Genomic DNA, 21558 nt, shown 5'->3' with positions numbered 1-21558 from the left:
GTATACAAAATTAGATGTATGTGTATGAGATGGACAGCATGCATCGGCAATAACACTGAAAGAATTACTAAGTTGTGATTAAAGTAAGGAGGTATGCATGTGAATATTTTAATTTCAGTGATTGTTATTTTATGGATTGGTACCCTTGTATTTAAACGGTACAAAGCGCAAGCCGTGCTCTTTATTGGTGGTATGGTATTATTGGCATTAGCATATTTACTAGGGTATGGCACGATTCTAGGGGCTAAACAAGCAACGGGGAATTTTATTTTTGATATTTTCGAACTTATTCGTATTTTATTTAGTGAACGTGCAGCTAAATTAGGTCTTAATATTATGGCGGTAGCAGGCTTTGCACGTTATATGGATCATATTGGAGCATCCCGTGCGTTAGTTACATTAACAATTCAGCCTTTACGGAAGTTAAAATCACCTTATATCGTACTAAGTGCTTGCTGGGTATTAGGTATGGTAATTGGGTTAGCTATTAATAGTGCGTCTGGTTTAGCGATGCTATTGATGGTAACTATGTATCCAGTATTGATTGCATTAGGTGTAAGTAAATTGTCTGCTACAGCAGCTATTGCTACTACTCTTTGTTTGGACTGGAGCCCAAGTGATACAGGTACAATCTTTGCGGCTGAATTAGCAGGTCTTGACCCAGTAACATATTGGCATTCTTTCCAAGTGCCAGTAGCGCTATGGGTATTCCCAGTAGTAGCAGTTCTTCATTACTTTACTCAAAAGTACATGGATAAACGTGATGGCCATGTAGTGGTAGCTCAAGAAGCAACTGTTAATGAAGACAAAATGACAAATGAAGACTTAAAAGTTGAAGCACCGTTGTATTATGCTATTTTACCAGTTATTCCATTAGCTTTAATTTTATCTTTCTCTAGCCTATGGATTTCTTGGATTAAAATGAACATTATTATGGCGATGTTAATTGGTACAACTATTGGCATGATTTTCCAATATGTACGTACGTTAGACGGTAAATCCGTACTTGCCGATTTACAAGTATACTTTGATGGTATGGGCCGTCAAATGGCGAATGTAGTCAGCCTTATCGTAGCAGGTGAATTATTTGCTAAAGGTCTTATGGCGATTGGTACTATTGATGCGCTAATTAACTGGGCTAAGTCATCTGGTTTTGGTGGTATCGGTATTACCTTAGTAATGGTAGCAATTATTGGTGTATCTTCTGTTGTAATGGGGTCTGGTAATGCGCCATTCTTCGCTTTTGCTAACTTAGTACCATCCATTGCAGCATCTACAGGGGTTTCTGCAGCTCTTATGATTTTGCCAATGCACTTTATTGCCAGTGCGTTCCGCGCAATTTCACCAATTACAGCTGTAATTGTAGTAGCGTCTGGTATGGCTGGTATATCTCCATTTGATTTGGTAAAACGAACAGCCATTCCAATGATTGGGGCCGGTATTACCTTAGTTATTGCTAACTTTGTTATGTTCTTATAATTAAAACATAAGTAAAGTAATAGTTTTTAAAACATGGTTATGATAGTGTAATTGCAGAGTGATTACAGCGTAGTTGCTTGATACAATTTAATGAAAATCTCCACCTGATTAATTGGGTGGAGATTTTTTTGTCATCCTCTATTTACCCATACTGAAAAGGGGTAATCTATGATATAATAAATAAGATAAATTAACTTCGTTAATTCTAAATATTTTATGAGGTGATATACATGAGTGAAAATGTGATTTTCGTAACTGGCCATAAGAGCCCTGATACTGATTCTTTTTGTTCTGCTTTAGGCTATGCTAATTTAAAAAATCAAATGGGTATTCCAGCTAAAGCAATTTGTGCTGGTCCTGCGAATAAGGAAACGTCCTTTGTACTCGATTATTTTAAAGTAGAACATCCTGAAATCGTAACTAGCTTTGCTGTACACATTAAAGATGTATTAGAAGCTGTGCCAGCGGTAGAAGTAAATGCTAATTTAGAAGCTGTTCTTGCATGGCGCAAAGAACATGATATGAATCGTGTTCCTGTTGTAAAAGATGGTAAATTTGTAGGTGTAATTTTACCAAGTCGTTTGATTGAAGCGTTAGCAGGTGCTTGGCTTGAGCAGAAAACTGTGACAGCTGGTGAGTTAGTATCCAAAGCTGGTTGTCAACTTATTTCTCCAGATTTAAAATTGAAAGAATTTGATCGTGGCCATAATGGTGCATTCCCAGTAGTTGATGGGGATACCTATTTTGGTATGGTTCGTTCTCATGTAGAAGCACCTAAAGAAAAACAAAAAGTAATTTTAATCGATCATAATGAAAAGGTTCAAATTATTGATGATATTGAAGACGCTGAAATCGTAGAAAACGTAGATCACCATCGTATTGGTGGCTTAGTGACTGAAAATCCTATTTTCATTCATTACGAGCCAGTAGGCTGTTCTTGTACTATTGTAGCTAATTTCTACTGGCAATATGGCCAAGACATTCCAAAACATATTGCAGGGCTTTTATTATCAGCTATTATTTCTGATACTGTATTATTCCGTTCGCCAACTTGCACACCAAAAGATGTAGAAACAGCTAAAAAATTAGCTACTATTGCTGGTGTTGATTTAGAAGCATATGGTCTTGAAATGTTAAAAGCTGGTGCTGATGTATCTGATTTTAGCGATGAAAAAATTGTTCGTACTGATATGAAAGAATTTAGTGCTAATGGCCAAGTATTTACAATCGGCCAATTATCTACTATGAATGCTGATGATGTGTTGACTCGTAAACCAGCGTTATTAAAAGCGTTAGAAGAATTACGGGCTGCTAATAATTATGTAGCATCTTATATTATGGTAACGGATATTCTAAAAGAAAGCACAAATCTATTATTTGCTGGTGATGTAGCACATATTGTAAAAGCTGCTTTCGGCGAAGAACCAAAAGACCAAGAAGTATTCCTCGCTAATACTTTATCTCGTAAAAAACAAATTGTTCCTCAAATTTTGGGAGCTATGAAATAAGCCAATTAAGTAGTAGATTAGCTATTTAATTGAAGCGTGAATTTACAAAAACGTTGCCTCTTGCAACGTTTTTGTTCATTACCGATTAAAAGTAAGGAAAGGACTGTTATGAGTAGTTTATTTGATGGTTTGAATACAGAGCAACAAGAAGCGGTACGCACTACGGAAGGTCCCTTATTAATTGTAGCGGGCGCCGGTTCCGGTAAAACACGAGTTCTTACTTATCGAATTGCTCATTTATTAGCGCAAGGGGTAAATCCCTATGAAATTTTAGCAATTACTTTTACAAATAAAGCCGCTAAAGAAATGAAAAGTCGTGTAGAAGATTTGGTAGGTTCTTTGGCAGATCGTATTTGGCTTAGCACATTTCATTCCTTCTGCGCTAAATTCTTACGCTTTGAATTAGATAATTTTTTAGGGTATAGTAAAAATTTTACTATTTATGATACGGGTGACTCTCAAGCCGTCATTAAAGGCGCATTAAAAGCATTAAATTTAGATGATAAATATTTTCCTGTAGGCGCTATGCTCAGTGCTATTTCAGATGCTAAGAATCGTTTGTTATTAGCGCATGACTTTCGTATGGAAGCTCGTGATTTTTATAGTCAAAAAGTAGCTGATGTTTATGACTATTACGAGCGAGAACTACGCAAAAATAATGCTCTTGATTTTGATGATTTATTGCTCGTAGCTGTTAAACTATTACAAAGCAAAGCAGATGTATTAGCTAAATATAGTCATCGTTTTCGTTATATTATGATTGATGAATATCAAGATACAAATCATGCTCAATATACATTAGCCCATTTACTAGCTTCTAAATGGCAGAATATATGTGTAGTAGGTGACGCGGATCAGAGTATTTATGCTTGGCGCGGTGCTGATATTCAAAATATTTTAGATTTTGAAAAAGACTATCCTGCGTGTAAGACAATTAAGTTAGAACAAAATTATCGCTCCACAAAAACTATTTTAGAAGCCGCCAATGCGGTTATTGATAATAATGAAGGGCGCCCTGATAAAGTGTTGTGGACTGATCAAGACATGGGCCCTAAGATTCGTCACTTTGAAGCACAATCTGAACAGGAAGAAGCCGCTTTTATTAGTGAAACTATTACTAAACAGCACGATTTACATGAAGTACCTTATGGTAATATGGCGATTTTATACCGTACTAATGCTCAATCACGGGCGTTAGAAGAAGGGTTAATTAAACGAGGTGTGCCATATGTTATGGTAGGGGGCACTAAGTTCTATGATCGTAAAGAAATTAAAGATGTACTGGCCTATTTGAAGGTATTGTTTAATCCGTTTGATGATTTGAGTTTATTGCGGATTATTAATGTGCCAAAGCGGAGTATTGGGGCTACAACAGTAGGGAAATTACAAGATTATGCACGGGAAACGGGCAATTCTTTATTTATGACATTAACGATGTTAAATCAAATTCCTACGATTAAAGGAAAAACTAAGGATAAATTAGAAGAGTTTGGGATTTTAATTTTTACCTTAGTAGCTATGATGGATGACCATAATGTACTTCAAATTTTAGAGTCTATTTTAGAAAAAACAGGGTATTTAAAAGAGTTAGAACTTAGTACAGATCCACAAGATGAAGCACGGGTAGAGAATATTGGTGAATTGCTTTCTGTGGCTAAAGTATTTTTAGATGAAAATCCAACGGGAACAGTGCAGGACTTTTTAGAGCAAGTGGCTTTAGTAAATGATGTAGATACTTACGAACAAGCCGATTCTAAGGTAACGCTCATGACCTTGCATTCTGCAAAGGGCTTGGAGTTTCCTATTGTATTTTTAGCAGGCCTTGAAGAAGGTTTATTCCCTCATAGTCGGACTCTTATGAATCCAGAAGAGATTGAAGAAGAACGGCGTCTTTGTTATGTAGGGATTACGCGAGCTGAAAAAGAATTGTACGTATTAAATGCAACGACACGAACTGTGTTTGGTCGAACTAATGGTTATTTGCCATCTCGATTTTTAAAAGAAATTCCTGAAGGCTTAATAGAAGAATTACGGCCTAAACGAAAAGTTCGGGACGACGTACAGCGTCATGTACCAGCTCATCTTTCTGTTATGTCACGCCCTGTGACTAAGCCGACTTTACGCAATCCTGTAGTTGAAGATTGGCAAGTCGGCGATACCGCAGTTCATGCTAAATGGGGAAATGGTACAGTATTAGAATTACAGGGGTCAGGACCAGGTTTGAAACTTAAAATTGAATTTCCTACACAGGGTGTGCGCTTAATTATGGCGCAATTTGCCCCAGTAAAACGATTAGAAAAGTAAGATTGCAGGAGAATATGTTATGCCAACAATGACAACCTTACGAGAGGCATTAGATGTAGCGACTACAGAAGAAGCTAAAACACATGCGCTACAACAATTATTGTCCTATTGTGGTTACTTGTATTACGTTAAAGATGCGCCACAAATGGAGGACTATGAATATGACAAGCTATATCGTGAATTGGTAGAGCTTGAGACGGCTCATCCAGAATATATTACCTCGTATTCACCGACTCAACGAGTGGGTGCTAAAGTGGAAGGGGATTTTCCAAAAGTAGTACATGGCTCACCTATGCTTAGTTTAGGTAATGTATTCACGTATGAAGAAGTGAGCAGTTTCATAGAACGGACTGAACGAGATTTAGGTCACCGTTCAGAATATGTAGTGGAACTTAAGATTGATGGTTTGGCATGTAATTTACATTATGAAAATGGCGTATTAGTGCGGGCTGTCACTCGTGGTGACGGCCGTGTAGGTGAAGATGTTACTAATAATGTGCGTACCATTCAGTCGGTTCCGTTATGGATTGAAAATGCCCCACCTTATATAGAAATTCGTGGCGAAGTATATATGCCGCATAAAGAATTTCAGCGAATTAATGAAGAACGGGAAGCAGAAGGCCTACCTATATTTGTGAATCCACGCAATGCGGCTGCCGGTTCATTACGCCAATTAGACCCAGCCATTACAGCTAGTCGTAATTTAGATTTTTTTGCCTATGCTTTGGGATCTTCAGAAGGTGCTCATATCCAATCTCAAAGTGAATTATTACACACCTTAGACAATTTTCATTTTCATGTAAACCAAAATTATACGGTATGCCATACAGCGGACGAGATAATTGAACGAATCGCTTATTGGGATGAAGAACGGCATAATCTACCGTATGATACAGATGGTATGGTAATTAAGGTCAATGCTTTTGAAGATCAAGAGCAACTTGGGGCTACCGTTAAGGACCCTCGTTGGGCTACAGCCTTTAAATATCCACCAGAAGAAGTAGAGACGATTGTTAAAGATATTACGATTAATATTGGCCGCACGGGCGTGTTGACACCTACGGCTGAATTGGAACCTGTATTTGTGTCAGGCACGAATGTGGCGCGTGCTACGCTTCATAATGAAGATTTTATCAAAGATAAAGATATTCGCATTGGTGACCATGTAATGATTCATAAAGCGGCAGAAATTATTCCAGAAGTCATTAAATCATTACCTGCAAAGCGGACTGGTAGTGAAGTAGAATTTACTATGCCTAGTCATTGCCCAATTTGTGATTCGCTTACGGTACGTCGTGTTGGCGAAGTGGCTGTTCGTTGTAGTAATGAGCATTGTCCGGCGGTAGAAAAAGAGAAAATCATTCACTTTGCCTCTCGTGATGCCATGAATATTGATGGTTTAGGCCCAAGTATTGTAGAAAGCCTGATTGCCTATAAATTAATTACTACAGTAGCTGATTTGTATGCATTAACAGAAGATCAATTGGTAACAATGGAGCGCATGGGGAAAAAGTCAGCCCAGAATTTATTGAACGCTATTGAGGCTTCTAAAACGAGAGGCTTAGGCCGCTTGTTATTTGCTTTAGGTATTCGCTTAATTGGCGCTAAAGCAGGGCGTACAATTGCAGAACATTTTCCTACGATGGAAGCCTTACAAAATGCTACCGTGGAGACCTTAACAGCCGTCAGTGAAATAGGCCCTACTATGGCAGAAAGCTTAGTAGCTTATTTCAAAGAACCATATAATTTAGCCTTAATTGAGTCCTTACGCAAGGTAGGCGTTGTTATGGAAGAAGATGTAGCTGAACCAAGTGGGACTGAATTAGCTGGTGAAACCATTGTATTAACTGGTACTTTGGAAAGTATGGGCCGTAAAGAAGCGGGTGAGTTACTAGCGTCTCATGGGGCGAAGATTACCGGTTCGGTTAGTAAGAAGACTACCATTCTTATTGCTGGTGCTGAAGCCGGTAGTAAATTAACTAAAGCTAAAACATTAGGTATTCGTATTATGAATGAAGCTGAGTTTTTAGATTTAATTAAAGACTGGCAGTAGGCTTGTTTTGTATTGTTACAGCTGATTTGATATAATAATACAATGAAAGGATGTGTACGCATGAAAATCAATCGGGACGAAATCAAGAAGATTGCTTTATTATCACGCTTAGATATTAGTGAAGAGAATATGGGCTCTGTAGAAAAAGCCTTAAATGACGTTTTATCATATGTAACAGAATTAGAAGAATTGGACCTTGATGGGGTACAACCTATGGCTCACGCAGTGCCTTTACAAAATGTATTCCGCGAAGATGAAGTTAAACCATCACTCGACCATGACTTAGCATTACAAAATGCACCAGAAGAAGAAAATGGTTACTTCAAAGTACCGCGAGTTATACAGGAATAGGAGGAAGCACTGTGACAATTCATGAATTACATCAAAAATTAGCAGCTAAGGAATTATCTGCTGTAGAATTAACCAAAGCTGTTATTGCTCATAAAGAAAAGACTGAGCCAACCGTACATGCGTACTTATCTGACTCTCATGAAGCCGCTTTGGCAGTAGCGACTAAAGTAGATGAAAAAATTGCAGCTGGTGAAACAATTTCACCATTGGCAGGTATTCCAGGCGCTATTAAAGATAATATTTGTATTAAAGATCAAAAGGCTACATGTGCTTCTAAAATGTTAGAAAATTTTGTGCCCCCTTATAATGCTACAGTTATTGAAAAGTTAGCCAGTCAAGACTATGTAAGTCTTGGTAAAGTTAATATGGATGAATTTGCTATGGGTGGGTCTACAGAAAACTCAGCGTTAGCTAAAACAACGAATCCATGGAATGCAGAATATGTACCAGGTGGTTCTTCCGGTGGTAGTGCAGCCGCTGTATCAGCTGGTAGTGCCATTTGGGCGTTAGGGTCTGATACAGGCGGTTCGATTCGTCAACCAGGGGCGTATTGTGGCGTAGTAGGTTTAAAACCAACCTATGGTAATGTATCTCGTTATGGTTTGATTGCCTTTGCATCTTCCTTAGATCAGATTGGCCCTGTCACACGCGATGTCACTGATGCAGCCATTGTATTGAATGCGATTACTGGTCATGATCATCGAGATTCTACGTCTATTCCAGGGGACCGTCCTGATTATACAAAAGCCTTGGTAAGTGATGTAAAAGGCTTAAAAATAGGTATGCCAAAAGAATATTTTGGCGATGGTATTAATAGTGAAGTTCGTGAAGCAATTGAAAAAGCCGCAAAGACTTATGAAGATTTAGGCGCTAAAATTGTAGAAGTTAGTTTGCCTACGTCTAAATATGCCTTGTCTGCGTATTATATTATTGCCTTAGCAGAAGCTAGTTCTAACTTAGCCCGTTATGATGGGGTAAGCTATGGCTTACGTGTACCAGCTGACAATTTAGTTGAAATGTCGACTAAGACGCGTACGGAAGGTTTTGGCCCTGAAGTACAACGCCGTATTTTACTTGGTACTTATGTATTGAGTTCTGGTTACTATGATGCTTATTATTTGAAAGCATTGAAAGCGCGTCGTTTGATTAAAAATGAATTTGATGCGGCTTTTGAAAATGTAGATGTATTATTAACGCCAACAGCACCAAATACAGCATTTAAATTTGGTGAAAAAATTAATGATCCATTATCCATGTATATGGAAGATATTTGCACCACCCCAGTTAACTTAGCTGGTATTCCTGGTATTTCAATCCCTGCTGGTTTTGCAAGCAATGGTATGCCAATTGGCATGCAATTATTGGCGCCTGCTATGGGTGAAGAGGTGTTACTACGCACTGCTTATACCTTTGAGCAAGCTCGTCCTGAATGTAATAAAGTAGCATCCATTGGGGAGGTAACACTATGAAATATGAAACAGTCGTAGGGCTGGAAGTACATACAGAATTAAAAACAAAGTCTAAAATTTTCTGTGGTTGTACCACTGAATTTGGTGGAGACCAAAATACCCATGTGTGCCCTGTTTGTTTAGGGCTTCCAGGGGTATTGCCAGTACTTAATAAAAAGGTCGTAGACTATGCGATTCGTGTAGGCTTAGCTTTAAATTGTGAAATTTTACAATTTAATAAATTTGACCGTAAAAACTATTATTACCCAGATTTGCCTAAAAACTGGCAAACCTCGCAATATGACTTACCAATTTGTCTCAATGGTCATTTAGATATTGAAGTGAATGGTGAAACTCGTCGTATTCGCATTACTCGCATTCACATGGAAGAAGATGCTGGTAAATTAGTTCATAGCGGCAATACCATTAGCACGTCTGACTCTTCTAATGTAGACTATAACCGTACTGGTGTGCCACTTCTAGAAATCGTATCTGAACCAGATCTTCGTTCTGGTGAAGAGGCTAGAGCTTATGTGGAAAAACTTCGCTCCATCATTAAATACTTAGATGTATCGGATGTGCGTATGGAAGAAGGTAGTTTGCGTTGCGATGCTAATATTTCAGTTCGTTTAATGGGCGAAGAAAAATTAGGCACAAAAACAGAAATTAAAAATATGAACTCCTTAACTGCTTTGCAAAAAGGGATTGAATATGAAGCCGTTCGTCAGGCTGAAACATTAGAAGATGGTGGCGAAATTGTACAAGAAACACGCACTTGGGATGATGGTAAGGGTATGACTTTATCTATGCGTAAAAAAGAAGCAGAAAATGATTACCGTTACTTCCCAGAGCCAGATTTGGTACCAATCGTAATCAGCGATGAACAAATTGAAGAAGCCCGTCAATCCTTACCAGAATTGCCAGATGCTAAGATTGCTCGTTTCAAAGCAGAATATGGTTTATCTGAAGAAGATAGCAATATTTTGACCACTATGCGTGAAACTGCTGATTATTTAGATGCCACTGTAAAAGCAGGAGCTGATGCTAAAACAGCAGCTAACTGGATGCTTGGTGATTTATCTAAAATGGTCAATGAAGCAGGCATTACCTTCGCTGAAGCTAAAGTAAAACCAGAACAATTAGCAGCTATGATTGCTTTAATTGAAAAAGGTACTATTTCTGGTAAAATTGCTAAGAAAGTTATCGTTTCTATGTGGGAAACGGGTAAGGATCCTCAGAAAATCGTAGAAGAAGAGGGCCTTGTTCAGATTACTGATACAGGCGCTATTGAAGAAATCGTAAAACAAGTTATTGCGGATAATCCAAAATCAGTTGAAGATTTCCAAAGCGGTAAAGGTAAAGCGATCGGTTTCTTAGTGGGTCAAGTTATGAAACTTAGCAAGGGCCGTGCTAACCCTGGCGTAGTTAATGAATTATTGCAGAAACACTTGAAAGCATAAGTAATTACTGATATATTTATTAGCTGTATCAGTAAAAATCTGCTCGTCTTATAGTAAGGACACAGGAGATTGCCTATGGAAAATAAACAATCTTATGAAACAAAAAACACGAATGTCTTATCTGATGAAGAGCGTCGTGCTTTCGATGGTATGACCATTGATGAAGAAGGCCGTGAACAATCAGAAGAAGATATTCGTCGTGCTAAGCAAAAGGAAACTAAAGAGGCCTATGCCTATGGATCGAATGAAGGGCCTTATGGTACCCATGAAGGCTTTCCTAAGATGAAGGTATATACGTTTAGTTCTTTAGGTTGGAAGGGAAAGCTTGTGTTGGCTACCTTGGCGGCCGTTGCTTTAGGTGTGTTGTTCTTTTTTGGTAGTTTATTTTTGATTGGGTTTAGTGTAGTCGCAATTGGTGTTGCTTTATTGGCGCTTTTGCGAAAACTGTTTTAAGAGATAAACGCTCAGTATGAAAATCGTTGGCTCGCTGTGTAAACACGGATGTCAGCTTATTTTCATACTGAGCGTTTTTTGAAATGATTTTGTGATGAAGTGCCAATAAGGCAGACATAATTGCTATGAGACTGTAGTGCGGATGTCAACTTATTTTTATATCGAGAGTTTTTTGATTGGTTAATAGCTTGCGTTTGCTCAATATTTTCGCTATTGTATATGTATATAAAGTATTAGAAAAGCAATTTAAAAGTAATTTAAATGTAATTCAACAGTAGCTTACGAACTAAGTTAATCGCAGGCTATGTAAATCAATAGTGAATAGATGAGGAAAACTATGGAGCAAATAAAGAAGCCTATTGTGGCGTTAATGTATGATTTTGATAAAACACTTTGCACTAAAGATATGCAAGAATATGGTTTTATTCCTGAGCTTGGAATGACGCCTGCCGAATTTTGGCAAGAAGCTAATGGTTTAACTGATAGTGAAGGGATGGACGGTATTTTAGCATACATGTTCATGATGGTTAAAATGAGTCAACGCCATGAAGTACGTATTACCCGAGAAACGCTTAATAGTCTTGGTAAAGGTATTGAGTTTTTTCCTGGTGTAGCAACTTGGTTTGACCGTATTAATGCCTATGGTGCTTCACAGGGAGTAGAAGTAGAGCATTATATCGTATCATCAGGGGTAAAAGAAATTATTGATGGCACTAGTATTGCTAAGTATTTTAAGAAAATTTATGCTTGTGAATTTAAATATGATTATAATGAACTCATTGAATGGCCTAAGGTAGCTGTTAATTATACAGCTAAAACTCAGTTTTTATTCCGCATCAATAAGGGTGTGTTAGATATTACCACGCATAGTGATAGAGAATTAAATCAATATACGCCTGAAGCTAAGCGACGGGTACCTTTTAGTAATATGATATATATTGGTGACGGGTTAACTGACGTGCCGTGTATGAAATTGGTTAAAGTCAATGGCGGGCAGTCTATTGCGGTATATAATCGTGATAATGAAACTGGTTTGGGCTCGGCCACTAAGTTGATAAAGGATAATCGAGTGAATTTTATTACCCCTGCTGATTATGAAGAAAATAGCCGTTTAGAAAGCATTGTTAAAACTATTATTAACAAGGTAAAAGCAGTAGAAGAGTTGCAGTGTATGTAAATTATAGCTAGTTATACACGTGTTTTAGTTATAATTGTGTAGGTTTATAGGATAGAACTCCCATAACAATTAAAGAATTATAAAAATCCCCTAATAAAGCTGTAAAAAGCTAGTATTAGGGGATTTATTATAGTTCGCTTTCTAATAGTTCATTCTTTAAGGTATAATACAAATCTGTATAATATGGTTTCATCTGTGACTCTAATAAATCACCACCATAGGCACGACGACTGACTACAATAATTGGGGGACTTTGGATGCGTTTAGCTACCGCCATACCGCTAAATAAGTTCCACCAACGCTCGAGGTCATTAATAAACTCTTGAGTTGTTTTAAAATAATGGTGGATTGATTGTGGTATAGCTAGTAGTTCTTCTAAATAATCTTCTTTATAGGCCAAGAGGAAATCTTCTGGGCTTAATCGATTCCATGGTTCAATCATGGCACGAAATAGACGGTCGTGATATTCATATTGTAAAGGATCCCCTTGGCCTTTGGTAATATCTTGATTTTCAGATAGTTCAGCACTAGGAATTATATCAATCGTACCTTGGGGGATGACTTCTCGCTTGTAGATTTCTTTATTTAAATATTGTGCTAATCCGTATACCTGGTATTTCCATAAGTCCCCAGTAGCGGCTATAAATCCAGCTAAATCACCATACAGGGTTGCATACCCAATCGTAAATTCAGTTTTATTGCCATTACAAGTAAAGGCTCCTCCACCAATAGCAGCTGCTATACCAGCTAAAATACGGCTAGAGCGGTCGCGAGCTTGGATGTTTTCTTTAACAAATGAGCTGATAGTCAGTGTTTCCGTTTCACCAGAAGGTCGACTAAAGGTCAATTCACTTAATTGGTTAGTTGTTAAATGGAGACTATCTTCTACAGGACACACGGCATAGTGGCAACCTAAATTGTGTGCTAGTTGAGCAGCTAAATCTTTTGTAGCACTAGAATTGAAGCGCGACGGCATATTTACTAAATATATTTGACTTGGATCTAGTATAGTAGCAAATAGGGCCGCATTAAGAGCTGAATCGATGCCCCCAGAAGCACCAATCACTATTTTTTTTATACCTGTTTGATTTAAAAAGCTACGAATTCCATATTGTAAGGTTCTAAAAATTTGTTCAATTTCATTAGGCGGCTCTATATTAAGGGTCTCTTTTTTTATGGCCTTACCTTCTAATAGATTGACAGGCTCAAAGTGGCGACCATCTAACTGTTCCAACAAAACGGGATATACCCTTGCTTCGTAGGCAGGTAACTGAACACTAATAGTTCCTGTTGCTGTATACACGGTAGATTGGCCATCAAAGGTGCAGAGAGATTTGCCATTATTTTGTAAACCTACTGAATTAATGTAGAAAATAGGGGTGTCTAATTCATTAGCACGTTCTTGAAATAAGCGATGGCGGCGTTCATTTTTACCAAGGGTAAAAGGGGATGCTGAAATATTGATATAAGCATCAATGGCAGTATTACTGTTTTTTCCTTTTTCATAAAGGGCTGCCGTAGGGGAGAATATGTAATTTTCATCCCAACTATCTTCACATAGTAAAGGTGCTACTGTAAATGGTTGCTCTTTAAAAGAAAACGGTAATAGGCCCACAAGTTCTTCAATTGGACGCTGTAATTCATAGGCTACTGTTGTAAGATTTGTAAAATATCGAGCTTCATTAAAAAAGCGATAGTTTGGGTCTAATGTTTTTATTACAAATGGATAGGGCGATTCTTGAGGTGCAATTTTTTTACCATTTTGAGCGGCGAAGATAGCATTATACTTGCGAATACGACCATCGGCGTTGCGTTTAGTTGCATCTATGCCAACATTACCGAAGATGAGAGCGATATTCTGCGTAGCGGCTATAATATCTTCGCCCATTTTTACACATTCATTTACAAAAGATGGTTGATCCCAAGCATCGCCAACTAAATAGCCACTAATGGCTAGTTCAGGTAAAATAAGTAAATCTAAGCGTAGTGCTTTAGCGTAGGCTATGGCTTGGAGAATGGTTTCTTTATTTTTACGGGGGTTGCCAGAGACAACTTCAATTTGTCCTATTCCAACTCGAATCATAGAGATCTCCTTATATAGTTTTAGTAGTTCCATAAAAATAGTTTTATTCCTTATTTTTACGTTTAAAACGCGGTATATCAGTAATTAAAAAGGTTGCTAATAGAGCTAGCCAGCATATTGGATTAAGGGTTAGCCAAGCGGTTTGCAAATCATAGATATCTGCTAATTTACCAATTAAAGGCGTTACAATGCCGCCTAAGGTGATACCAAGACCTAGGGTAATTCCCGAGGCAAAACCGATATTTTTGGCTAAATATTGTTGGCCTAGAATAACGATAGGGCTATATTGTGAGAAGACACCAAAACTTAAAGGTAATAAAAGTAACATAGATAGCCAATATTCATTACTGAGGGTAAAAGCTAACATGATTGGTACAAGTAGTATGTAACAATAACGAATGACTTTAACAAAACCGATGCGATCGGCTAAGGTGCCGCCAATAAGGGTAACTATAACACCGCAGATAAAAAAGGCTGATAAGGCAAAGTTGCCTGACGCTGTATTTTGTCCTAATTGGGTGATCCAATAAATAGGAATAAAAGTATTTAACACAGAAAATATAATGGAGCGAGCGGCAATAACAATAAATAGTATATTGAAACTATGCCAATCGTTTTGGGCAACTACAGTTTGGGTTTGTTTGGCTTGTTGTTGGCGAGCCGCTACTAATTTATAAGGTTTGGCTAATAAATAAAAGGTAACTAAAAGGGCCCCCATGATTGAAAAGAGAATCAAGCTTTGTGGGCCCCAGATATAAGCAGTACTCGCTAAAATAGGACCAACTGCAAAGCCCGCTTGGCCACCTACAGAAAAATAGCCCATAATCTTTCCTTTCTTTTGTCCTGAAAGGGCATTTACCCATCGAGCAGCTTCTGGATGGAAGAGGGCTGAGCCAAAACCGGCAATTAGGGAGCATAAGATAATGCTTTCATAGGAGCTGACAAAACCAATGGCTGATATGCTAAGGCAACAGATCATAATACCTATAGGTACGCTGGGCCAGAATGTTCGTTTGTCTGCTAAATAGCCAAAAAACGGCTGAGCTATAGTAGCTAGGGCTGTGTTGAAAAAGATAATGATAGCGACTTCTTCATAGGTTAAGCCATAATTGGTAATAAATAAAGGTAGGAGCGCTGGTAGCGAACCTTGGGCTGTATCATTGACCATGTGGCACACGGCCGGTAGATATTCACGGCCTTTTTGGAATATATTTGGTTCTATTGGTTCTGGGGTAAGACTGGCTTCGTTTAGCATAGGTACCTCACTGGATAATTATAGTATGTAAAATAAATGTATTTTTATATTCTTTATGTTCCCATATTGCTTGTGTTGTCAATATGCAACATTCAATTTGATACATTAGTTAAGATTTGGCACTCAATTTTGTTTAATCTAGTAAAAAAGTTGCTTAATTTGTCAATTGTATTTTTATTGTAACACTAATAGCCTTATTTACCTACATTAATTATCGTTAATTTGACCTAGTAGAAGGGAGTTTATATAATAAAAGGAGATATACGCTAATAGACCGTCTATTTTCGATTAAAAAAGGAAAAAGTTTATATATTTGATATATTTTAAGAGAAAATATTGATATATGGAAAGGATTTATATGGCAACGATTTAGTGGTACTGATACGGTAGTTGCTCTTTTTACCCATGCTTTGTTTATGAAGGCTTTTTTTCAGGTATTAGAACAGCCTACAGCGCCGACTAGTAAGCTGATGGCAGAATTTTTTGATTGTCCAGTTATTCGTAACTGTGACATTTTAACCTACAAACTAGGGTAAAAAATTCATTTTCCGTAAAGCTTATGTAAAACCTTGGGCAAAACAGTATTGTCTTTCCTCTATAACTATCATAGTTGCCTTAGTTTGTGGTATAATAAAGCGAAATAACTATGTTAGTGGCAGTGTAGTTTACTGCGATCATATGATGAGGATATCGATGAAAGTTGTATTAAGTACTTTAAATTCAAAATTTATACATTCGTCCTTGGCTTTGCGTTATTTGCGTGCTTATGGGCGTACCCGTGGACAGGCATATGATATAGTGGAATACACTATTAATATGCCTGTTTTGGATATTATTAGTGATTTGACAGAGCATGAAGCGGATGTAGTTGGCTTTGCTTGTTATATTTGGAATATTGATATGACGCTTCATGTGGCAAACTTATTAAAAGCCGTCAAACCAGAGGTAAAGATCGTATTAGGCGGTCCAGAAGTTTCCTATACGGCTCGACGCATATTAGAGGCTCACTCGTATATTGATTACATTGTGCAAGGTGAAGGGGAGGAAGTATTCGCTGAATTAGTAGCGCGACTTGAAGCCAACCAATCTCCGTTTGAACCTGAAGTTACGGGTCTACTAGGCCGTGAGACTAGTGACGACCTTCATAGCTTAGCTTCTAATAATGCAGCAGTGACTATGGCTGCTGATAGGGACATAACAAAAATTAAGGGCTCTGAAACGATAGCTGAAGTAGCTGATTTAGGGAGCATTCCTTTTCCCTATGATGAATCTGATATGGTGGATTTGGAGCATAAGATAATTTATTATGAATCGTCACGAGGCTGTCCATTTTCTTGTCAATATTGTTTATCTGGTAATGCTAATACGGTACGGTTTTTCCCTAAAGAACGAACCTTTCAAGAATTACAGTGGTTTGTAGACCATAAGGTAAAACAAGTTAAATTTGTAGACCGTACCTTTAACTGTGCGAAACATCATCATTTACCACTGATGCAGTGGATGCATGATGTTGATACAAATACAAATTTCCATTTGGAAATGGAACCTGTTCTTATGGGATCCGAAGAAGTGGCTCTGTTAAGTACGGCCCCTAAAGGACGCATGCAGATAGAAGTGGGCGTACAAAGTACAAATGCTGATACATTAAAGGCAATTCGTCGGTATAATAATTGGGCGCATATTTGTGAAGTTATTGCACCAGTCATTAAAGCGGGACGCACTCACGTACATATGGATTTGATTGTAGGATTACCTCATGAGCCATATGAACGCTTTGCGCAGTCCTTTAATGATGTGTTTAGTTTAACGCCTCATGCGCTGCAAATAGGCTTTTTAAAGTTATTGCAAGGTTCTGGTTTAGAACGTAGTGATGATTTTGAGTATGTGTATGATCCGAAAGCACCGTACGAAGTATTGGCGAGTCATGTAATGCCTTATGAGGACATACGCTTTTTAAAACATTTTGAAGATGTATTTGAACGTTTTTATAATAGTGAGCGTTTGCGTACTGTATTTGGCTATTTAGGCCAGCGCCTTATTAAGGAAAAAGCAAGCGCTTTTCATTATTTTGAAGAATTGACTGAGGCCTGGTTACAACAGGGCTTGCATCAGCGCAAATTGAATGATCGCGACCAAATGGCATTTTTACATACCTATTTTGAATCTCGAGATGATGTGATTAGTCAAGAATTATTAGAATATGATTGTTTGGTTAGCTTTGGTGGTAAGGTACGTGGTGATGAGTTAGGTTTACCTAAGCAGACGAAGGAATTATTGCAATCAGGCGAGGCTTTTTGGCGAGACGAAGAATTGGTGCAGCAATTTATTCCTACATATCGTTTTGTAGAATGGCGCCGAATTCGCCAAGATTATTGTGAGCATACAGTAACCTTAGGAACGGCTCACATTTTAGGCGCTATTACAGAGGAGTCAATGTCTGCTTATGAAAAAGCGGGGCTCTCCAAAGTAACCTTAATTATAGATGTAAAACAACGGCAAACGCCGTTTGTAAGACCGGAGGTAGCAGCTAGTTAATGAGTGATACAACGAAACCAAAACGGTATCGACCAATATCTACATTTTTAAAAGAAAAATATGGTGAAAAAGTATATAAATTACCAGTAGCTTTGCCTTTAACTTGTCCGAATCGTGATGGTTCAGCGGGCGTGGGTGGTTGTGTATTCTGTGGTGAAATTGGAGCTGGTTATGAGAATTTGCCAGCTTCTATGACAGTTCAGGAGCAACTCGTTAAAAATATTGCCCACATTGCGCCCAAATATAAGGCGTATAAATATATTCCCTATTATCAAAACTTTAGCAATACTTATTTAGAACCAGAGCGTTTCAGGGCTTATATGGAAGCAGGTTGTATTGATAGCACCGTTGGCTTGGCTATAGCTACACGACCAGATTGTATTAATGATACCTATTTAGAGATTCTACAAGATATTAAAGAAACCTATGGTGTCGATATATATTTAGAATACGGTTTACAATCGGTCAATTATCATACTTTAGAAAAAATAAATCGTGGTCATGGCATGGCTGAATTTATTGATGCGGTGTTGCGCACTAAACGATATGGTTTTAGCGTGTGCGTCCATATGATTGTTAATTTGCCGTGGGATACGATGACTGATACGGTAGAAGGAGCCCGTATGTTGACTGCTTTAGGCGTTGATCAGGTGAAACTTCATGCACTGTATATTGTTAAAAACACACTTATGGCGAAGTGGTATGAAGAAGGGCAGTTTACTTTGATTAGTGCTGATGAATATATTGAGCGGGTAATTGCCTTTTTGCGCAATCTAGATGAACAGATTGTATTGCAGCGCTTAGTTGGCCGAGCTCCAGAAGAAAATACCTTGTTTACTAATTGGTCCATGGGCTGGTGGCGTATTCAAGAAGAAATAGAACGGCGCATGGAAGAACGAGATGTGCGTCAAGGTGATTTATGTAATTACTTAAATGGCTCAGCTGTACGTAAATTTTTATAGCAAAGGAGAAGTGTATGACGGAACGAACATTTACGTTTCCTCGATATGAAATGGCAGGCCCTATTTTAGGTTTGCAAGAGCGTCATTTAAAAATTATGGTAGAAGAGTTACCTTGCCAAGTAGTGAGTCGTGGCGATACGTTACAACTGAAAGGTGAGGACGAGATTGTCAATCAATTTTGGCGAGTATTAGAGGAATTAGTATTCCTTTATAATGAAAGTAGTGCCATCACGGAGCAGCAAATTCGTATGGCTGTAAAAATGGTAAAAAGTGGTAAAGCTGATTTATTGCATACCATGTTTGAAGATACAATTAATGTGACTATTAAAGGGCGCATGATTACTCCTAAAACTGAAGGGCAAAAGGTATATGTCGATAGTATTCGTCGCAATACGATTACTTTTGGCATAGGGCCAGCTGGTACGGGCAAAACCTTTTTAGCCGTGGCATTAGCTGCTTTTTACTTGAAGAATCGTGATGTAGAGCGCATTATTTTAACACGGCCTGCGGTAGAAGCGGGTGAAAAACTTGGCTATTTACCAGGGGATTTGAAAGAGAAAGTAGATCCTTATTTACGTCCTTTATATGATGCGCTTAATGATATGTTTGGTTTAGAGCAAGTGGATCGTTTCATGATGAAAGGTATCGTTGAAGTAGCTCCTCTTGCGTATATGCGTGGGCGTACCTTAGAAAATGCTTTTATTATCCTTGATGAGGCCCAGAATACAACACCGGAACAGATGAAAATGTTTTTAACTCGTTTAGGGAATAATTCTAAAATGGTTATTAATGGTGACCGTACTCAAATTGACTTACCAGGTCGGATGATTTCTGGTTTAGTAGAAGCTGAAAAGGTATTAAAAGGTTTGGCTGGTATTTCTATGGTACATTTCACCGATGAAGATGTAGTGCGTCATGATTTGGTAAGTAAAATTATTCGTGCCTACGAGCGCTATGAAGGCATAAAAACAAGTCGTGAGATTGCTAAAGAGGCAGCTAAAGCCATGAATAAAGAGACAAACGAGTAATGATTGTGAATATGGGGACCTTGATGATTTAATTACTCAATATAGTGAGGCAAGACAGTATAAAGGAGTATGTATTGTGGACGTAACAATCAGTTATGCAGAAGGCATACAGATGGAAACAGCATATGAAGATATTATTTATAAAGTATGTGCTGAAGTGAGCAAAGTATATGGACTCAGTGATGAAGAAGAATTAAGTGTTTTATTATGTGATAATGAATATATTCATGGCTTGAATAAAACTTATCGAGGGATTGATAGACCTACTGATGTGCTTTCCTTTGCCCTTAATGAAGGGGAAGAAGAGGATGGCGAAGAAGAATCCCATTTGCTAGGGGATTTAATTATTTCCTTAGAGCGAACAGCTGAACAGGCAAAGGAATATGGACATCCATTTGAACGGGAATTAGCTTATTTAACGGTCCATGGTTGTTTACATATTTTAGGTTATGATCACATGACTGACGAGGATAAAAAAGAAATGCGTCAGGAAGAAGAGTTTGTATTAGGTAATTTAGGTTATGTGCGGGAGGATGCACCATATAATGAATAAAGATAAACATTTTAAATCGGGTTTTGTGGCCGTAGTGGGACGTCCTAATGTGGGAAAGTCGACTTTGATTAATGCATTAATTGGCGATAAGATTGTCATTGTTTCTGATAAAGCACAAACCACGCGCAATCGAATTGTTTGCGTATATATGGATGAGAAAAAACAAATTGTGTTTATGGATACGCCAGGTATTCACAAGCCAAAGCATAAATTAGGGGAATTTATGGTAAAAGCGGCTGTTGATTCTTTAAAAGAAGTGGAAGCCGTGTTATTCCTAGTAGCGGGTAATGAAAAGCGTGGCCCAGGGGATAACTTTATTATTGAACAACTTAAAAATGTAAATGTACCTGTATTTTTAGTCATTAATAAGATTGATACCCTATCTAAGGAACAAATTTTAGAAGTCATTGTGGAATATCAAAATTTATATCCTTTTGAAGGTATTATTCCTATTTCAGCCTTAGAAAAAGATAATATTCAAGAGGTACTACAAGTATTAGAGACTGTATTACCCGAAGGTCCACAGTACTTTCCAGAAGATATGATTACGGATCAGCCAGAGCGTTTGATTATTGCGGATATTGTCCGTGAAAAGATTCTTCTTAAAACAAGAGAGGAAATTCCTCATGCCATTGCTGTAGATGTCGATGAAATGAAGCAACGTCCTGATGGAACGACGTATATTCGTGCAACTATCTATTGCGAACGAGACTCTCAAAAGGGTATAATAATCGGTAAAAAAGGAAGTATGCTCCGCGAATTAGGGGCTGAAGCTCGTACTGATGTGGAACGCTTATTAGCGACAAAAGTATATCTTGATTTATGGGTTAAAGTGAAAAAAGATTGGCGCAATAAATCGGGAATGCTCTCCGAATTTGGTTATGAATAATAGAAAGGACTGATTTGTAT

The 21558-nt window shown here is 37.9% G+C and carries 16 protein-coding genes; 14 read left to right on the top strand and 2 right to left on the bottom strand.

Translation table 11 applies throughout. From position 1 onward, the window contains the following. Window positions 1-99: 99 nt before the first annotated feature. The 9 genes from dcuC to NFR27_RS03115 all read left to right on the top strand — a co-directional run bounded on the left by dcuC (window position 100) and on the right by NFR27_RS03115 (window position 12233). On the top strand, window positions 100-1479 hold the full coding sequence (dcuC, locus tag NFR27_RS03155) for a C4-dicarboxylate transporter DcuC (protein ID WP_251454068.1): 1380 nt from the start codon (window positions 100-102) through the stop codon (window positions 1477-1479). 230 nt (window positions 1480-1709) lie between these two features. Further along, entirely contained in the window at window positions 1710-2987 is a 1278-nt protein-coding gene (locus NFR27_RS03150) for a manganese-dependent inorganic pyrophosphatase (protein ID WP_251454066.1), read from the top strand. 108 nt (window positions 2988-3095) lie between these two features. After that, complete coding sequence (gene pcrA, locus NFR27_RS03145) at window positions 3096-5291, top strand: DNA helicase PcrA (RefSeq protein ID WP_251454064.1); 2196 nt, start codon at window positions 3096-3098, stop codon at window positions 5289-5291. 28 nt (window positions 5292-5319) lie between these two features. Continuing rightward, the gene (ligA, locus tag NFR27_RS03140) at window positions 5320-7344 is read left to right on the top strand and encodes an NAD-dependent DNA ligase LigA (RefSeq protein WP_251454315.1); all 2025 of its coding nucleotides are present in this window, start codon (window positions 5320-5322) and stop codon (window positions 7342-7344) included. A 60-nt stretch (window positions 7345-7404) separates the two neighbouring features. Next, on the top strand, window positions 7405-7695 hold the full coding sequence (gene gatC, locus NFR27_RS03135) for an Asp-tRNA(Asn)/Glu-tRNA(Gln) amidotransferase subunit GatC (protein ID WP_251440105.1): 291 nt from the start codon (window positions 7405-7407) through the stop codon (window positions 7693-7695). Window positions 7696-7706: 11 nt separating this feature from the next. Then, on the top strand, window positions 7707-9164 hold the full coding sequence (gene gatA, locus NFR27_RS03130; RefSeq protein WP_251454061.1) for an Asp-tRNA(Asn)/Glu-tRNA(Gln) amidotransferase subunit GatA: 1458 nt from the start codon (window positions 7707-7709) through the stop codon (window positions 9162-9164). Continuing rightward, window positions 9161-10603, top strand: coding sequence for an Asp-tRNA(Asn)/Glu-tRNA(Gln) amidotransferase subunit GatB (gene gatB, locus NFR27_RS03125; RefSeq protein WP_251454045.1), 1443 nt, complete (start codon window positions 9161-9163; stop codon window positions 10601-10603). Before gatA ends, gatB begins: the two co-directional genes overlap by 4 nt. Window positions 10604-10678: 75 nt before the next feature. Then, a complete protein-coding gene (locus NFR27_RS03120; RefSeq protein WP_251440113.1) occupies window positions 10679-11056 on the top strand; it encodes a hypothetical protein in 378 nt (125 codons plus the stop codon). A gap of 337 nt (window positions 11057-11393) precedes the next feature. Continuing rightward, window positions 11394-12233: an HAD family hydrolase gene (locus NFR27_RS03115; protein WP_251454042.1), complete on the top strand. Its 840-nt coding sequence runs from the start codon at window positions 11394-11396 to the stop codon at window positions 12231-12233. A gap of 127 nt (window positions 12234-12360) precedes the next feature. Here NFR27_RS03115 and nadE read toward each other — a convergent pair whose 3' ends face one another. Both nadE and NFR27_RS03105 read right to left on the bottom strand, forming a co-directional pair. Beyond that, window positions 12361-14316, bottom strand: coding sequence for an NAD(+) synthase (nadE, locus tag NFR27_RS03110; protein WP_251454039.1), 1956 nt, complete (start codon window positions 14314-14316; stop codon window positions 12361-12363). 43 nt (window positions 14317-14359) lie between these two features. Continuing rightward, a complete protein-coding gene (locus NFR27_RS03105) occupies window positions 14360-15571 on the bottom strand; it encodes an MFS transporter (RefSeq protein ID WP_251454036.1) in 1212 nt (403 codons plus the stop codon). A gap of 693 nt (window positions 15572-16264) precedes the next feature. On the opposite strand from NFR27_RS03105, the gene NFR27_RS03100 reads away from it, so the two are divergent. The 5 genes from NFR27_RS03100 (at window position 16265) to era (ending at window position 21538) form a co-directional block, all read left to right on the top strand. Beyond that, window positions 16265-18106, top strand: a complete 1842-nt coding sequence (locus NFR27_RS03100; protein ID WP_251454033.1) for a B12-binding domain-containing radical SAM protein — start codon at window positions 16265-16267, stop codon at window positions 18104-18106. Then, window positions 18106-19068: a tRNA modification radical SAM protein MnmL/YtqA gene (mnmL, locus tag NFR27_RS03095; protein WP_251454030.1), complete on the top strand. Its 963-nt coding sequence runs from the start codon at window positions 18106-18108 to the stop codon at window positions 19066-19068. Before NFR27_RS03100 ends, mnmL begins: the two co-directional genes overlap by 1 nt. Window positions 19069-19082: 14 nt before the next feature. Then, window positions 19083-20096 (top strand): PhoH family protein, encoded by a 1014-nt coding sequence (locus NFR27_RS03090; protein WP_251454027.1) that lies wholly within the window; start codon window positions 19083-19085, stop codon window positions 20094-20096. A 76-nt stretch (window positions 20097-20172) separates the two neighbouring features. After that, on the top strand, window positions 20173-20649 hold the full coding sequence (gene ybeY / locus NFR27_RS03085; RefSeq protein WP_251440130.1) for an rRNA maturation RNase YbeY: 477 nt from the start codon (window positions 20173-20175) through the stop codon (window positions 20647-20649). After that, window positions 20642-21538, top strand: coding sequence for a GTPase Era (gene era, locus NFR27_RS03080; RefSeq protein ID WP_251440133.1), 897 nt, complete (start codon window positions 20642-20644; stop codon window positions 21536-21538). Before ybeY ends, era begins: the two co-directional genes overlap by 8 nt. Window positions 21539-21558 lie beyond the last annotated feature (20 nt).

This window comes from Veillonella intestinalis (assembly GCF_943192895.1).
Lineage (GTDB): Bacteria > Bacillota > Negativicutes > Veillonellales > Veillonellaceae > Veillonella_A > Veillonella_A intestinalis.
Note: the sequence above shows the minus strand (reverse complement) of the source record. Positions and strands in the feature narration are given on the sequence as shown.

Coding starts and splice junctions, on each gene's coding strand:
- gatB (WP_251454045.1), top strand. CDS start 9,161: ATGAAATATGAAACAGTCGTAGGGCTGGAAGTACATACAGAATTAAAA.
- NFR27_RS03100 (WP_251454033.1), top strand. CDS start 16,265: ATGAAAGTTGTATTAAGTACTTTAAATTCAAAATTTATACATTCGTCC.
- ligA (WP_251454315.1), top strand. CDS start 5,320: ATGACAACCTTACGAGAGGCATTAGATGTAGCGACTACAGAAGAAGCT.
- pcrA (WP_251454064.1), top strand. CDS start 3,096: ATGAGTAGTTTATTTGATGGTTTGAATACAGAGCAACAAGAAGCGGTA.
- NFR27_RS03120 (WP_251440113.1), top strand. CDS start 10,679: ATGGAAAATAAACAATCTTATGAAACAAAAAACACGAATGTCTTATCT.
- NFR27_RS03105 (WP_251454036.1), bottom strand. CDS start 15,571: ATGCTAAACGAAGCCAGTCTTACCCCAGAACCAATAGAACCAAATATA.
- NFR27_RS03115 (WP_251454042.1), top strand. CDS start 11,394: ATGGAGCAAATAAAGAAGCCTATTGTGGCGTTAATGTATGATTTTGAT.
- era (WP_251440133.1), top strand. CDS start 20,642: ATGAATAAAGATAAACATTTTAAATCGGGTTTTGTGGCCGTAGTGGGA.
- gatC (WP_251440105.1), top strand. CDS start 7,405: ATGAAAATCAATCGGGACGAAATCAAGAAGATTGCTTTATTATCACGC.
- NFR27_RS03150 (WP_251454066.1), top strand. CDS start 1,710: ATGAGTGAAAATGTGATTTTCGTAACTGGCCATAAGAGCCCTGATACT.
- nadE (WP_251454039.1), bottom strand. CDS start 14,316: ATGATTCGAGTTGGAATAGGACAAATTGAAGTTGTCTCTGGCAACCCC.
- NFR27_RS03090 (WP_251454027.1), top strand. CDS start 19,083: ATGACGGAACGAACATTTACGTTTCCTCGATATGAAATGGCAGGCCCT.
- mnmL (WP_251454030.1), top strand. CDS start 18,106: ATGAGTGATACAACGAAACCAAAACGGTATCGACCAATATCTACATTT.